This window comes from Bacillus sp. 0909A (assembly GCF_036765115.1).
Classification (GTDB): domain Bacteria; phylum Bacillota; class Bacilli; order Bacillales; family Bacillaceae; genus Bacillus; species Bacillus mojavensis.
The window spans coordinates 825,386-839,884 of record NZ_JBAIZU010000002.1 but is presented as its reverse complement, the minus strand read 5'-3'; the positions used below and the strand labels follow the sequence as shown (position 1 = coordinate 839,884).

The 14,499-nt window shown below is 43.7% G+C and carries 15 protein-coding genes; 7 read left to right on the top strand and 8 right to left on the bottom strand.

Going from position 1 to position 14,499, the window contains the following annotated elements:
- Window positions 1–154 precede the first annotated feature (154 nt).
- The 3 genes from V6D42_RS09650 to V6D42_RS09640 all read right to left on the bottom strand — a co-directional run bounded on the left by V6D42_RS09650 (window position 155) and on the right by V6D42_RS09640 (window position 2,966).
- Complete coding sequence (locus V6D42_RS09650) at window positions 155–364, bottom strand: YheE family protein (RefSeq protein WP_326201540.1); 210 nt, start codon at window positions 362–364, stop codon at window positions 155–157.
- Window positions 365–523: 159 nt separating this feature from the next.
- Window positions 524–1,885: a YheC/YheD family endospore coat-associated protein gene (locus V6D42_RS09645; protein ID WP_333513062.1), complete on the bottom strand. Its 1,362-nt coding sequence runs from the start codon at window positions 1,883–1,885 to the stop codon at window positions 524–526.
- Window positions 1,875–2,966: a YheC/YheD family endospore coat-associated protein gene (locus V6D42_RS09640; protein ID WP_010333574.1), complete on the bottom strand. Its 1,092-nt coding sequence runs from the start codon at window positions 2,964–2,966 to the stop codon at window positions 1,875–1,877. Before V6D42_RS09640 ends, V6D42_RS09645 begins: the two co-directional genes overlap by 11 nt.
- Window positions 2,967–3,228: 262 nt before the next feature.
- On the opposite strand from V6D42_RS09640, the gene V6D42_RS09635 reads away from it, so the two are divergent.
- Window positions 3,229–4,362: a DUF445 domain-containing protein gene (locus V6D42_RS09635; RefSeq protein WP_333513061.1), complete on the top strand. Its 1,134-nt coding sequence runs from the start codon at window positions 3,229–3,231 to the stop codon at window positions 4,360–4,362.
- Window positions 4,363–4,454: 92 nt separating this feature from the next.
- Window positions 4,455–4,808: a YlbF family regulator gene (locus tag V6D42_RS09630; protein ID WP_010333576.1), complete on the top strand. Its 354-nt coding sequence runs from the start codon at window positions 4,455–4,457 to the stop codon at window positions 4,806–4,808.
- 45 nt (window positions 4,809–4,853) lie between these two features.
- Here V6D42_RS09630 and V6D42_RS09625 read toward each other — a convergent pair whose 3' ends face one another.
- Entirely contained in the window at window positions 4,854–5,927 is a 1,074-nt protein-coding gene (locus tag V6D42_RS09625) for a DNA alkylation repair protein (RefSeq protein WP_333513060.1), read from the bottom strand.
- Between the two features lie 486 nt (window positions 5,928–6,413).
- On the opposite strand from V6D42_RS09625, the gene V6D42_RS09620 reads away from it, so the two are divergent.
- A complete protein-coding gene (locus V6D42_RS09620) occupies window positions 6,414–7,280 on the top strand; it encodes a Cof-type HAD-IIB family hydrolase (protein ID WP_333513059.1) in 867 nt (288 codons plus the stop codon).
- A gap of 111 nt (window positions 7,281–7,391) precedes the next feature.
- On the top strand, window positions 7,392–8,897 hold the full coding sequence (locus tag V6D42_RS09615) for a coproporphyrinogen III oxidase (RefSeq protein WP_333513058.1): 1,506 nt from the start codon (window positions 7,392–7,394) through the stop codon (window positions 8,895–8,897).
- Between the two features lie 18 nt (window positions 8,898–8,915).
- Here V6D42_RS09615 and khtU read toward each other — a convergent pair whose 3' ends face one another.
- The 3 genes from khtU to V6D42_RS09600 all read right to left on the bottom strand — a co-directional run bounded on the left by khtU (window position 8,916) and on the right by V6D42_RS09600 (window position 11,041).
- Window positions 8,916–10,136 carry a K(+)/H(+) antiporter subunit KhtU gene (khtU, locus tag V6D42_RS09610; RefSeq protein ID WP_333513057.1) on the bottom strand — a complete coding sequence of 407 codons (1,221 nt, stop codon included), beginning with the start codon at window positions 10,134–10,136 and terminating at the stop codon, window positions 8,916–8,918.
- Between the two features lie 7 nt (window positions 10,137–10,143).
- Entirely contained in the window at window positions 10,144–10,641 is a 498-nt protein-coding gene (locus V6D42_RS09605; protein ID WP_333513056.1) for a cation:proton antiporter regulatory subunit, read from the bottom strand.
- A gap of 61 nt (window positions 10,642–10,702) precedes the next feature.
- Window positions 10,703–11,041 (bottom strand): hypothetical protein, encoded by a 339-nt coding sequence (locus tag V6D42_RS09600; protein ID WP_333513055.1) that lies wholly within the window; start codon window positions 11,039–11,041, stop codon window positions 10,703–10,705.
- Between the two features lie 165 nt (window positions 11,042–11,206).
- Here V6D42_RS09600 and V6D42_RS09595 point away from each other — a divergent pair, with 165 nt between their 5' ends.
- Entirely contained in the window at window positions 11,207–11,974 is a 768-nt protein-coding gene (locus tag V6D42_RS09595) for an enoyl-CoA hydratase (RefSeq protein WP_010333583.1), read from the top strand.
- Between the two features lie 20 nt (window positions 11,975–11,994).
- On the opposite strand, the gene V6D42_RS09590 is transcribed toward V6D42_RS09595, so the two are convergent.
- Window positions 11,995–12,180, bottom strand: coding sequence for a YhzD family protein (locus V6D42_RS09590; RefSeq protein ID WP_010333584.1), 186 nt, complete (start codon window positions 12,178–12,180; stop codon window positions 11,995–11,997).
- 128 nt (window positions 12,181–12,308) lie between these two features.
- Between V6D42_RS09590 and V6D42_RS09585 the strand changes: the two genes are divergently transcribed.
- Window positions 12,309–13,205 (top strand): ABC transporter ATP-binding protein, encoded by an 897-nt coding sequence (locus V6D42_RS09585; protein ID WP_010333585.1) that lies wholly within the window; start codon window positions 12,309–12,311, stop codon window positions 13,203–13,205.
- Window positions 13,198–14,457, top strand: coding sequence for an ABC transporter permease (locus V6D42_RS09580; protein WP_333513054.1), 1,260 nt, complete (start codon window positions 13,198–13,200; stop codon window positions 14,455–14,457). The genes V6D42_RS09585 and V6D42_RS09580 overlap by 8 nt, the downstream gene beginning before the upstream one ends.
- Window positions 14,458–14,499: the final 42 nt, after the last annotated feature.

Sequence of the window (14,499 nt, the reverse complement as noted above, 5' to 3'; positions counted from 1 at the left end):
GTGGACCCGCTTCGGGTGTCACTGCCGTCTCGGCGTAACCCAATGCTTTGCCGGCTTGTTACTACGTATTATGTTAGATTTGACTGAAACTCATGCGGGCATTTTAGTGGTAAATCTTGAGAAGCATAAAAAAAGCTTAGCCGTTCAGGCTAAGCTAATCGTAAATATGAAAAAGCATCAATTCATGTACCTCGTTTTTGAGTGCAGGCTCATCAGCACGGGCGGGAAACAAGCCTCCCCATTCAATCTCGCCGTTTTTATGATAGACGCCTTCATAATGCGTGCCTTTATAGTAAAACGAAATGGTCCATCCGGGCAGTTTTTCTTTTTGAAACAAAGGTTTCCAGCTGAAATGAGAAATCATCAGGGGCCACGCTCCTTGAAGTTGATATCAATTGACATGGATACGGACGAATTATATTCATTGTATCATTGTTGCAAAACATCATTGAAGGGACTTTATGATGTGACTTGTCCCAGCGATGAATAAACTTCAAGCCCGCTTTTACATAAAGCGGGCAAATTAGGATGGCCACAGCGATTCATGGGAGGTAATCGCCATCTTCGAAAGATATGACGCATATTCAAAGCTTCTTCGTTTTGTCAAAGAATCGACAGATTGCAGATTCGGATGAGAAAAAATACTGCGGCCCGGACGTGAATTCGCTTCAAACATCCATATCTTACCGTTTTGATCAATGCCAAAATCAAAACCGATCTCGCCAACGAACCCATCGATATGGTCATGAAGCACTTGGCTGGCGGTCAGCGCCGCCGCAGAAAGCTTTTTAATGACATGTATTCGTTCCGTCGGATCATCGTATACTTCGGCCAGTGTTTTTACTACCCCGCCATTGGATAGGTGTGTTGTAATGCTGTTTTCTCCTGAAATTTTTACTGCGATGGCAGTCACAGTCCATTTTCCTTTTCCGTTTTTATTTGTATGAACACGGAAATCGGCTGGTTTTCCTTGAAATTCAATTAAATGTACCCCTTGCTGAACGAGAAAGACAGCGGGATCATGCTGTTTTTGAAATTCATCCAAAAATGCGGAAGCATCGGGATAGTCGATTGAAGAAAAAGATTTGGCATCATTCGTATGTTTCACAGTCAAACCGGATTCCGTTTTGGCGAGCTGATAAATCCCGGTGCCGAGTGCTCCGTCCGCCGGTTTTATATAAACCTTGCCGAATGAATCACTCAGCTCTTCAATCTGCTCAACAGTAGGATGAAGGATTGATTTTGGTAAAAAAGGAGCCGTTCTTGGGTCTTTTTCCAGCAATTGATGAACATCCCATTTGTTAAAAAATGTTTTGTTGAACCATGGAATTTGATATTCATTGATCAGCCGGTTTTTTGTATTCTGCAAGACAATTGAATTCTCGATTTTTCTGTTTGGCAAACGGTCATACACGACGTTCGGCAGCGGGACAATGTGTTTCTCCCAGCCGTTTTCCCTGTATAGAAGCGCTTCAATCGTTCCTTCCTGCCAATTGATTTGGTGCGCGCCGAACACGAAGCAATAGCTTCCTGTTTGTTCATGCAAAGTGAGCAGTTTAGAAAAAAAGAGAGATCGATCCTTAAAAGGGCGCTCAAGTGAGGCGGTAAACCCCGCGGTGAAGATGCCGATTAACGGACCAATGTGCACCGAATGATCATGAATGAGAATATCAGCCCGGCTGCGGTGCGGTATCAACAGTTCGTGAAACAGATTTTCAGAGAGGAGCACTGTCTGTTCGAGATTTCGTCTGAAAGTAACATGGCATCTGACAACCTTCGTTCCAAATGAGGCAGACAAAAGGCCATCTTGCTTCATTGCGGAGGGCAGAAACAGAGTATTTTCACTGTTTTTGTCTATGCCGATCAAAAACCGTTTATGATTCACGCGGAAGGACTCCTTTCTGGTTTTGCAGCGAAAATAGATACTTGCACCGCTTAAGAGGACAAGTAAATAGATGTTCTTTTTTCTCAGGGGAAACATGAAGTATTGATTTTCTGCCTGGTTTAGAATTGATATCCAGGATCCAGATTCTCCCGTCCTTCGCAAGGCATATATCCAGACCAAGTTCAAATAACGGCCCGTATCGCTCATCCAGATAATAAGGAACCGATTGGGTAATCGAGAATACGTCATCCAGTAGAACTACCTGCTGTTTTTTCGGAATATTTTCAAACCATGTATCAAATGTAAGCGTATCCGATCCGCCTGATAAATTGGCCAGCAGCCCATTTTTGTATCCGCGTCTCACTGCCTTTCCAACAGTATGCCATTCACCGTCCTCATTTTTTTGCATAAACAGCCGGATATCACAAGGGTATTGCTCCTTATCTTGGATATTTAAATAAGGCTGTATCAAATATTGGTGCTGAAGCACTTTTTTGCACCAGGTTTTAAAAGAAGCTTGGTTAGAAAAGGATTTTGTCTGTTTATCCTTTCCGATATGGTAAGTGGCGGTTATGTTTTTTTTGCCGAGCTCCAGAAGTATCACGCCTCTGCCGCCAGCACCGAACGCCGGCTTTAAAATACAGGCTTTTTCTTTCAATAAATACGAATGAATTTGTTCAAATCGGCTCACCTTCATGGTTTCTGGAATGTAAGGATTGATCACAGAATGCTCCTGCAAATCTTGAAGCACAGTCCATTTATCAGGAAGACCCCGCCCGATAAATTCGGTTTTCGGATATTTTTTGAGCCATTCAACGATCGGCTTTGCTTTTTGGGATTGTGAATCCTTCCCATAAAAACAGCGGTCATAAATATAATCGGGAATCGCGAGTTCTGTTTCGTTCCAATTGCTGCTCGCTGGGTGATAAACCAGCGCTTTGACACGCAGGGTGTCGGGCAAAATGTCAAACGGTGTAAAGCGGATCAAACGTATGCCGAATTCGGGCGCTCTTACGGCCAATTCTGCGGAAAAATCCTGCTCATGCTGGCGGGTTAAGGACATAAAACCGAGTGTTATCATGGTGAGACTCCCCCTTTTATTAAAAAGCTGCCGGCGGGTGTCAGCAGCTTAACGCTTCAAAAAACATCAGGAACACAGCTGTCGGTATTCTACTTTACAGATTACGATTCAGTATCTTGCCCTATTCCTGTTAAACAAGCTGATTTTATGGCACTGTGTTTTGCCTCCTTGTTTGCTAAGTGATCACACCAACCTCTATAATACAAATAGGTCATTCTATTTATGAAAAAGTAAAAGCACAGATGGAGGCAGATGAGCAGGAATGGGTATTGCAGGAACCTTTATATTTATGATCGTGATCGGCGCAGTTATCGGCGCGGTGACCAATCATTTAGCAATTCAAATGCTATTTAGGCCGTATAAGGCATATTATTTGTTTGGAAAACGAGTCCCTTTTACTCCGGGATTGATTCCAAGAAGACGTGATGAGCTTGCGAAACAAATGGGGCTGATGGTGGTAAACCACTTATTAACGCCTGAGGGTATTAAAAAGCGGCTTGTCTCAGATTCAGCCAAAAAGCAGGCGCTGCAAGTCGGAGAACAGCTGATTCAGAACCTGTCATTATCTGAAATGACAGTAAAAGCAGCGCTTGAAAAAATTGGAGTAAAGCATCCGGGTGAAGCGGCAGATGCCTGGATCAGCCGCTGGACGGATGATAAATTGAATGAACTATTCCGCCGATATGAGCATCAAACGTTAAAAGAAGCACTGCCATTGGAAGTGCAGGAAAAGCTTGAAGAGAAGATACCGATGATTTCAGGCTATATTTTATCGCGAAGCATTCATTATTTTGAAAGTGAAGAAGGAAAAATCCGTCTCGGCAATATGATTGATGACTTCTTAAAAGAACGCGGAATGCTTGGAAGTATGGTGCAAATGTTTCTCGGCAATTCAAGCCTTGCTGATCGCGTGCTGCCGGAGCTTCTGAAGTTTTTGCGGAATGAGGAAACGAATAAGCTGCTTTCTGATCTTCTGAAAAACGAATGGGGCAAGCTGAAGGAGTATACATTTAATGAAGCGGACGAAAAATGGAATGCAAAAGTATTAATCTTTAGCTTGAAACGAAGAGTGCTTCAAGCATTTTCAACTGCTCCGTTTTTTGAAAATACGATTGGCTCGCTTACTGCCCGCTATAAAGATGATCTGAACCATCGTGTCCTGCCAGCGCTTTTAGACAAATTGCTTGAGGGGATTTCAACCAATCTTGAACGTGTATTAAAACGAATGCGCCTCGAGGAAATTGTAAAGGAGCAGGTGGATCAGTTCCCGGTACAGCGTCTTGAAGAAATGGTGCTGTCGATTTCGAAAAAAGAATTTAAAATGATAACCTATTTGGGCGGCCTTCTCGGCGGAATCATAGGTGCGATTCAAGCTTTGTTTGTCATCCTTTTTTAAGAAGAAACGGGTTTCGATTAATGAAAGGAGCTCCATAGTCTGTTATAGTGGAGGGGTATGTCAATTGGCAATGATGAAAGGAGCTATGTACAATGGCTGTTAATTTTTATGATGTAGCGTATGATCTGGAAAATGCATTGCGCGGGAGCGAAGAGTTTACCCGTTTAAAAAACCTGTACGATGAAGTCAACGCAGACGAGTCTGCGAAACGGATGTTCGAAAACTTCCGTGATGTGCAGCTGAGACTTCAGCAAAAACAAATGGCTGGAGAAGAAATTACAGAAGACGAAGTGCAGCAGGCTCAAAAAACTGTTGCGCTTGTGCAGCAGCACGAAAAAATCTCTCAGCTGATGGAAGCGGAGCAGCGTATGAGTATGCTGATCGGCGAATTAAACAAAATCATCATGAAGCCTTTAGAAGAGCTTTACGGCAGTGTCGAAGGCTAATCAATCAAAATCCCTTCTGGATAAGAAGGGATTTTTTTTATTCGTTCAGCAAATTTGAAAATCCAGCGACTTTTTGACCTCTCCATTAATAATCACTGATAATGTGTGAATTCCTTTGTAATGTTTTCTTATAGATAAATCCTTAAAAGATTGTGTTTTGGTATATGATTTTGTTTCGTTTTTTCCTATATTCGTTTCTGTTATTTTAAATACCTTTCGATGACGCTGGCCTCTGGCTTTTACGTAATCAATGGCGTATTCAATTCTTACTTTCTGATCCCTGTCTGAATGAATGTGAAAAGTAAACTTGAGGGTTTCACCAATAGAAATACGGCTGGACTCGCACGTTAAATCCTGCAGTTGAATCGAATCAGCATCATGATAGCCAAAAAGTGATAAAGCCTGTTTATCGCCCTTTTTTAACAAGGTCCGGTAAGCGTGTTTGATGATCCAGTCTGTATGAGGATGTGTTCCATACCATTGTTCAGCGACTTTTTTCAGCAAGTGAGGATGTGTTTTTGATATATCATTCAGGTTGTTGGCCACACTTTTTCTCACATACAAAGACTCGTCCTGCATCAGCTGCTCAAGGATCGGCAGCACGGGGGAGGGGTCCGATTTTAAAGCGGGTATCGATTTTCCCCATGGAAGGCGGGGCCTGCTTCCTTCACTCGCAAGTCTTCTCACGTGCTCATTTTCATGCTTAGACCATATCAGCAATTGCGCAATCATTTTTTCCTGATCTAAAAGCAAAAAAGGCCTCACAGCAAATTCTGAAGTAGAATAATGTGTAAAGTATTCTAACGCCTTCATTGAATCATCCCAATGCTCTAATCCATACTGTTCCACATAATCAGGAAAAATGATTCCGCTGAGTCCCTTAAAATGAGGAGCTGCATCCCATAATACTGCAAGCGCTTCACCGTAATGTTTCGGCAGTGTTTCGTATAAAGAAACGGTAATGCGGCGCATGCGTTCTTTTAAAGCGAGCGCAGGCCATTCTTCCTGCATTAAGAGTTCCTCAAATCTGTCTTTGTTGAACGCTGGATAGGTTTCTTTTACAGTATCTATTAATTGAGAGATCAGGTCTTGATTATAAATTTCTTTTAATACAGTCATCAGACCACCACTTTTCAGTTGATTGTTTCTATTATATGCGAATATATGTTCCTGTTCAAGTGTCGATATCCAATAATTAACATTCTGCGCTACCTTAGTTACACAGATATTGGTTACTTTTTTTAGTTAAAAAAACCCTTGTCTTCTGCAGAGAAAACTGCGATAATAACATTGAAAGCGCCTACACTTACCTATTTCAAATGGATACGGTCGCATATCATGCCGTTATATAGAGGGGATAAGCAACAGAGAGTAAGTGTTCGGAGCGCATCATTGGTCAAATAAGGGGTTCCTAATACATGATTTTTCGTAAATCGAAATAACGATATTAGGGAGAATGGCTGCTTCGATCGTATCCTATCATGTTTGCATAAATAAAGCCTGCTGAGTCAGGCTTTTTTTGCTGTGCAGAAAAGGTTGTTCTAAACACAGAGACAGGGTCATATCCTATACACAAGTACAGTCATCAAGGAGGGGGACATCTCTGTGTCAAAACAATTGCTTGCCTTAAACATAGATGGAGCGCTGCTTCGGTCGAACGGGAAAATTCATCAGGCGACGAAAGATGCGATTGAATATGTTAAGAAAAAAGGGATTTACGTCACACTTGTCACCAACCGCCATTTTCGCTCAGCTCAGAAAATAGCAAAATCGCTGAAGCTTGATGCAAAGCTGATCACCCACAGTGGCGCCTATATCGCTGAGAAAATAGACGCGCCCTTTTTTGAAAAAAGAATTTCTGACGACCATACTTTTAATATCGTTCAAGTGCTTGAGAGCTATCAATGCAACATTAGGCTTCTCCACGAGAAATATTCGATTGGAAACAAGAAAAAGGTCAATTCAAATTTGCTTGGGAAAGCGCTGATCCACCCGTCAGATCCCATCTTTTACCCGGTTCAGTTTGTTGAATCGTTAAGCGATCTTCTGTTGGATGAACCGGTTAGTGCGCCCGTCATCGAAGTGTATACAGAACACGATATTCAGCAAGACATTACAGAAACGATCACAAAAGCCTTCCCGGCGGTTGACGTGATTCGCGTAAACGATGAGAAAATGAACATTGTTCCAAAGGGAGTTTCGAAGGAAGCGGGTCTTGCACTTGTCGCTTCGGAACTGGGACTGGCGATGGAGGATGTAGTCGCTATCGGCCATCAGCAAGACGATCTTCCGATGATTGAGCTTGCCGGCCTTGGGGTAGCAATGGGGAACGCTGCACCGGAAATTAAGAGAAAGGCCGATTGGGTCACGAGGTCAAATGACGAGCAAGGCGTCGCATATATGATGAAAGAATATTTCCGTATGCAGCAGCGAAAAGGGTTCCTCGATAAGTTCCACATGAAACGCGTATAAAAAAGCCGCTCGCGCCCAGACAGGTGCGGCGGCTTTTTTGCCGGATTGATTTTAGCTATTTATTTCTGTACACTTAAGAAAGTTTTGAATCTGATAAATTAGGTGATGAAGTTGCAAATGAAAATAGAAGGCATACACGATGACCGCCTTCATCGGCCACTGCAGAATATCGCAAATTTGTTTTATGAGGAATGCGATCTTGTCTACGGCGGAGAGGAGCCGGTGGATCTTGTCATCTCTTTAGCGTGCACGCAAACGGATGAGCATGTGACGGTTTCAGGAGAAGTGAAAGGAACCGGAATTAAGGAACACCATACGAAATCTTTTTCTCCTGATATGAATGAAAAAGAAGCTTTCAAACAAGTAAAAAACACAATTTCTTATGTTTACTTAAATCTTCTTCAAGCGCATACGGGCATCACGCAAAAGTGGGGAATCCTCACGGGAATCCGCCCGACGAAGCTGCTTCATAAAAAGCTGCAAAGCGGGATGCCGAAGGAACAGGCGCATGCAGAATTGAAAAAAGACTATTTAATTCATGATGAGAAAATCGAATTGATGCAGCAAATTGTCGACCGGCAGCTGGCGGCGGTGCCTGATTTGTATCAAGTAAAGGAAGAAGTCAGTATTTATATCGGTATTCCTTTCTGCCCGACCAAATGTGCGTATTGCACCTTCCCTGCGTACGCCATCCAAGGACAAGCAGGCAGAGTCGGCTCTTTTTTGTGGGGGCTGCATTACGAAATGCAGAAAATCGGCGAATGGCTGAAGGAGCATGACGTCAAGGTCACAACCATTTATTTCGGCGGCGGGACGCCTACCAGCATTACAGCGGAAGAGATGGATCTTCTGTATGAAGAAATGGTCCGCTCCTTCCCGGATGTGAAGAACATACGTGAAATTACTGTGGAAGCCGGCCGCCCCGACACGATTACTGAAGAAAAACTTGCCGTGTTGAACAAATATGATATTGACCGGATCAGCATTAACCCGCAATCCTATGAAAACGAAACGCTCAAGGCGATCGGCCGTCATCATACGGTGGAAGAGACCATTGAAAAATATCATCTGTCACGCCGGCATGGCATGAATAATATCAATATGGATTTAATTATCGGATTGCCTGGAGAAGGCGTGAAGGAGTTCAGACACAGCCTTTCAGAAACCGGGAAACTGATGCCGGAATCGCTGACTGTTCACACCCTTTCCTTTAAGCGGGCGTCAGAAATGACAAGAAATAAACATAAATACAAAGTTGCCGGGAGAGAAGAGGTTTCTCAAATGATGGATGATGCGGTAGCTTGGACGAAAGAGCATGGATACGTGCCTTATTATTTGTATCGCCAGAAAAATATTCTTGGAAATCTGGAAAACGTCGGGTATTCGATTCCGGGCCAGGAAAGCATCTACAACATTATGATTATGGAAGAAGTCCAGACGATTATCGGCATCGGCTGCGGTGCGGCAAGTAAATTTATTGATCCGGATACAGGGAAAATCACGCACTTTGCCAATCCGAAAGACCCGAAATCATACAATGACCGATTTGAGCATTACACGGACGAAAAAATCAAATATTTAGAGCAGATTTTTGAGAGAACGACAAAGCAGCACTGATCACAGTGCTGCTTTTTTTTATCCCCGCTGTTTTTTCACAGGCTGAACGTCCGGCTTCCATTTAAACACCTTGTTCAGCTGGCGGTAAATCCATTTTGATTCTTTTGTTAATAACGGCCCCAAAATCGCCAGAATAAGGACATATAGTGCGGCGAATGGCTTTAATGTGGCTGACAGGCCGCCGGCTATGCCGAGATTGGCGACGATAATCGAAAACTCTCCCCGTGATACGATCGTAAGACCGATATTTGATGAGGCTTTATGAGAAAGCCCTGCGCGGCGTCCCGCCACCATTCCGGCGATAAAGTTTCCGAATATGGTCAGGATCACAGCACCCAATGCCAGCCAAACCGCTTCACCAAGTGAAAAAGGGTCTATGCTGAGGCCGAAGCTGAAAAAGAACATCGAGCCGAAAAAGTCGCGAAACGGAACGACAAGGTGCTCAATCCGATCGGAATGCTCTGTTTCTGAAAAGACCAAACCGAGCAGCAGCGCGCCGATGGCTTCTGCCACATGAATTGTCTCTGAAAACCCGGCGATGAAAAAGAGCGCTGCAAAAATGACGATAATAAACACTTCATTTGAGCGAATGTCCAACAGCTTATTCAAAAGCGGCGGGAGCTTTCTGGCTGCGATAAAAAACAGCAGCATATAGCCAAATGCGATCAGAATGGACAAAAGCGCACTCCCGACTGATGTCGCGTCTCCAAGCACAAGGCCGGAAACAACAGACAAATACACGGCAAGGAAAATATCCTCAAACATAATAATGCCGAGAATCAGTTCGGTTTCCGGGTTGGCCGTTCTTTTTAAATCGACCAGCACTTTTGCGACGATCGCGCTTGAAGAAATGGTGATGACGCCTGCCAGCACGAGGACTTCCAGGAAAGAAAACCCGGTGATAAAGCCATAAAGCAGTCCAAGGCTGAAGTTAATCAAGATATAAATTGATCCGCCAATTGCGATGGATTTTCCAGACTTGATCAGCTTTCCGACAGAGAATTCAAGTCCGAGATAGAAAAGGAGGAAAAGCACGCCCATCCGCCCGAAAAACTCAATGATTTCACTGCTCTCTATAAACGTGAGGTCAATAATCCCGACTTTAGGGGCATGAGGGCCTAGCAGCATCCCTAAAATAATGAGAAACGGGATAATTGAAAACTTAATTTTATTTGCGATGACACTGGCAATCGCGACAAGCACAAGCGCGGTTCCGACTTCAAACACAAGATGATCCATCCGCTGATCACACGCCCTCTCTAGAAAGAAAATCATGAGTCAGTTTTTTCAGATGCTGTCTTTCACCTGAGAGGACAAGGGTATCATCTTCTTCAATCACCGAGTCAGCACCCGGATTTAAAAACTTTTGCTGGTTGTGTTTAATGATGGCGATGACAGTGACATCATAGTTTTGACGGACATCAAGTTCGCCAAGGGTGCGCCCGATTGACTTCGCGCCTTTTTCCACCTTAAACCACTCAATAATGAGGTCGCTAAACGCCATCTCAATGGACTCCAGCGCCTGCGGCTTATAGACCATGCCGCCTAAAATCGCGGCAATTTGCCTTGCTTCGGAATCATCCAATGAAATATTGGAAAGAAGCTCATCCGGATCTCGGTCATCAAACCGATAGATTTCTCTTCTTCCGTCATCATGAATAATAATCGTCATTTTTTCGCGGTTTCTTGTTTCAATTTCAAATTTTTTGCCGATTCCCGGCAGGTCGTTTTCTTTTATATTCAATGAGAATCCCTCCGAATGTAGTATTGGCATAATGACAGGGTACAAACAAAACGGTATCCATTCATATTCGGAGGTAATTAGACTGGTATTTGATCGGGATGGCACAAACCCTTTCCAGCCTGTTGATGTGAGGATCATCAAGCGGTTTGGCAGATAACGTTCTGATAGACTGCGCCAATGGATTGTACTCTTTCATAAACTCCGCCAGATGCAGACTGCCCGGTGACGGCGTTTTGGCTGATTGTGATTCTTTTGGATATGAGGACATTGGCACATAGCTGTCAGTGCTTGCATCAAACTGGGAGGGCAGGACCACGTCAGAAGGGGGAAAGTACACCATAAATAAGCTTAATAGAAAGCTGATCAGCAATTTATCCATGTTACCTTCCCCCTTTCTCATTCTATATCCCTTCCATTTCACTATATAAAACTTTATGTTCCCATTCAAATGATATGCATTTTTCAGTATCTATTGACCTTGAAAAATAAAAAAGGTTTCTTTAAGGACGGCGGGGAATGTATATGAGAAAGAAAAAAAGAAAGCGTATACATGGAGGTGTTTCATATGGATTATATTCAATATGAACTGAAGGGGCCTGTGGCAGAAATTGTGCTGAATCGCCCTGATGCTCATCACGCCTTGAATGAGCAAATGCTGTTTGAGCTGAAGGAGGCGTGTGAAAAGGTTTCTGAAAGCGAGGCGCTCATCGTCCTCCTGAGAGGTACCGGAAAAGGTTTTTCGGCAGGCGGTGATATACGGATGATGACTTCTGATCATGATCCTGATCAATTTAGACAGCTGATGGATACGATCGAAGCTATCACTTTAACGTTATACGAAATGAAAAAAGTGACGATTGCCGCTGTCCATGGCGCTGCCGCGGGACTGGGTCTGAGTTTGGCACTTTGTGCTGACATTGTGCTTGCAGAGAAAAATGCCGTACTTGCAATGAACTTTATCGGCATCGGACTTGTTCCTGATGGCGGGGGCCATTATTTGCTGAAAAAAAGGATTGGGGAAGCGAAAGCGAAAAAGCTGATTTGGAGCGGGAAAAAGCTATCCGCTGAAGAAGCAGCTGGCATGGGTCTCTTGGATGGTACATTTAACGGAGAGCCTGCGGAAGGGGCAAGACCTTATGTTGAAACACTTTTAGCCTCGCCTCTACTGGCAATGATTGAGACGAAAGCCATTTTTCAAAGCCTCCATATTGATGAATTGAAGAAGGTGCTGGCTCTTGAACGAAGTGCCCAGGAGAGAATGAGGAGGACAAAAGATCACCAGGAAGGAATCCGTGCGTTTTTAGAGAAACGGGAGCCAAAGTTTCAAGCGTAACAGATCAGCCGGGAAGCTGATCATCTCTGAAACAAAATCAGCTTTCCGGCTGCATTCACTAAACGATGGGTATGATGATGAAGCTCTTTTTCCTTTAACAGGGCTTCACCCTGCTTTTTTGCCGCATCTTCGTTTTCCGCCTCAAATCGCTCGTTTATCAGTGTTTCTCCCGAAGGATCAAAAGCCGTAAGAAAATACTCCGCCATCATATTTCGCCTCCAACTCTATCATTTATCGTACCTTCTCCATTTATATTCTAAAAAAGCAAACCAAAATCCTTTATTATGTTTTAACCAGATATAGTATATAATGGGTCGAGGAAGGAGGAGATTCGGTGCTGACGATTGATCACGTAACGAAGACATTTGGAGATTATAAAGCGGTTGACGGATTGAATTTAGAAATCCCGGAACAGCAAATGTTTGGCCTCTTAGGCGCAAACGGAGCGGGAAAAACGACGACCTTTCGCATGATTCTCGGCTTATTAAGCATCACGAAGGGTACGATCAGCTGGAAAGGACGCCCCGTCAACTACAGTATGAGCAACAAAATCGGGTATTTGCCGGAAGAGCGCGGGCTTTATCCAAAAATGAAGGTAAAGGACCAGCTTGTCTATCTGGCAAGATTAAAAGGTATGGAGAAAGGTGAGGCTGTAAAAGAGCTCGGAACATGGCTTGAACGCTTCAATATAACAGAATACGAGAATAAAAAAGTAGATGAGCTTTCAAAAGGAAACCAGCAGAAAATCCAGTTTATTTCGTCGGTTTTGCATAAGCCTGAGCTGCTGATTCTCGATGAACCATTCAGCGGGCTGGACCCTGTCAATGTCGAGCTGTTGAAGGAGGCTGTTATCTCTTTGAAAAACAGCGGTGTCTCGATTTTATTTTCCAGCCATCGGATGGAGCATGTCGAGGAGCTGTGTGAACACCTTTGTATTTTGCAAAAAGGAAAGCCTGTTGTGCAAGGCAGTCTGAAGGAAATTAAACGTTCATTCGGCAAAAAGAATGTGACCATACATTCCGATGACGATCTGCATTTTTTACAGGGGCACGAAGGCATTACGCAATGGAAAGAAACGGCCGGCGGCGTAAAGCTCCAAATTGCCAATGAAGACATCTCTCAAGAGATCTTCGCCATGCTCCAAGGAAAAGGATTTATTCGAAAGTTTGAGCTTGAAGAGCCGTCACTCCATGACATTTTTATAGAAAAGGTGGGGGCCGTCTATGAATAAATTTTTGATCATGCTTTCTCATACATATAAAAATAAGATTATGGCAAAATCTTTTATTATTTCTACTGTCGTCACGGTTTTGCTTGTTTTGGCTGTCACTAATTTAGAATCGATCATTTCTATGTTTCAAGGAGAAGATACAAAAGAGAAAATTGCTGTTATTGATGAAACAAACGAATTATATCCGATTTTCTCAAAGCAGCTGAAAGCAGTCGATACAGACAGCGATCTTGATGTGAAGCAGTCTAAGCAATCAGAGGAAAAAGTTACAAAGCAGGTCAAAGATGAAACGCTTGACGGCATGCTCATTATCAAAAGAGATGAAAAAGGGACGGTCTCAGGGACGTACAAAGCGTTAACGATTTCGGATGAAAGCACGGTTCAAACACTGCAGCAGGCGTTAACGCAAACAAAAACTGCTGTTGGAACTGAGGAGCTCGGCGTTTCGCAGGAAACCATCAGCAGCCTCTATGCGCCTGTCACTGTCGGGCAGGAGGCGCTGAAAGAGGGTGCAAAGTCTGAGGAAGAGCTGGGGCAGGCCATGGGGCTTGTTTACATTATGCTGTTTGTCATCTATTTCTCAGTTATTATGTATGCCAGCATGATTGCGATGGAGGTTGCGACCGAAAAATCTTCGCGTGTCATGGAAATCCTCATCTCAAGCATGCCGCCGATCCAGCAAATGTTTGCAAAGCTGTTAGGCATCGGGCTCGTCGGAATAACACAGCTTGCTGTCATTATTTCTGCAGGATATCTGTCGCTGAAACTGAACAAAACGAGCGAAACGGCTTCATCTGTCGGCGGTTTTCTTAATCTGACCGACGTTCCCGTTTCCACCGTGATATATGCGGTTATTTTCTTTTTGCTCGGTTACTTTTTATATGCGACACTGGCCGCGTTTCTTGGTAGCGTCGTCAGCAGAATAGAGGACGTGCAGCAAACGATTACACCGATGACGCTTTTGGTGGTTGCCGGTTTTATGATTGCCATGTTCGGACTAAACGCTCCTGAAGCAGGATTTATTACGGTCACATCGTTTATCCCGTTCTTTACGCCGATGATTATGTTCTTGCGCGTCGGCATGCTTGATATTCCGTTTTGGCAGGCGGCTGTCGGAATCGGGATAACTCTGCTTACCATTATCATACTTGCCGTCATTGGCGCCAGAATTTATAAAGGCGGCGTCTTGATTTACGGCAACTCAAGCGCGTTTAAAGCAATCAAACAAGCGCTGCGTTTGGCAAAAAACTGATCAAAAAACAGCCTGAGAATGCTCAGGCTGTTTTTTGATTGT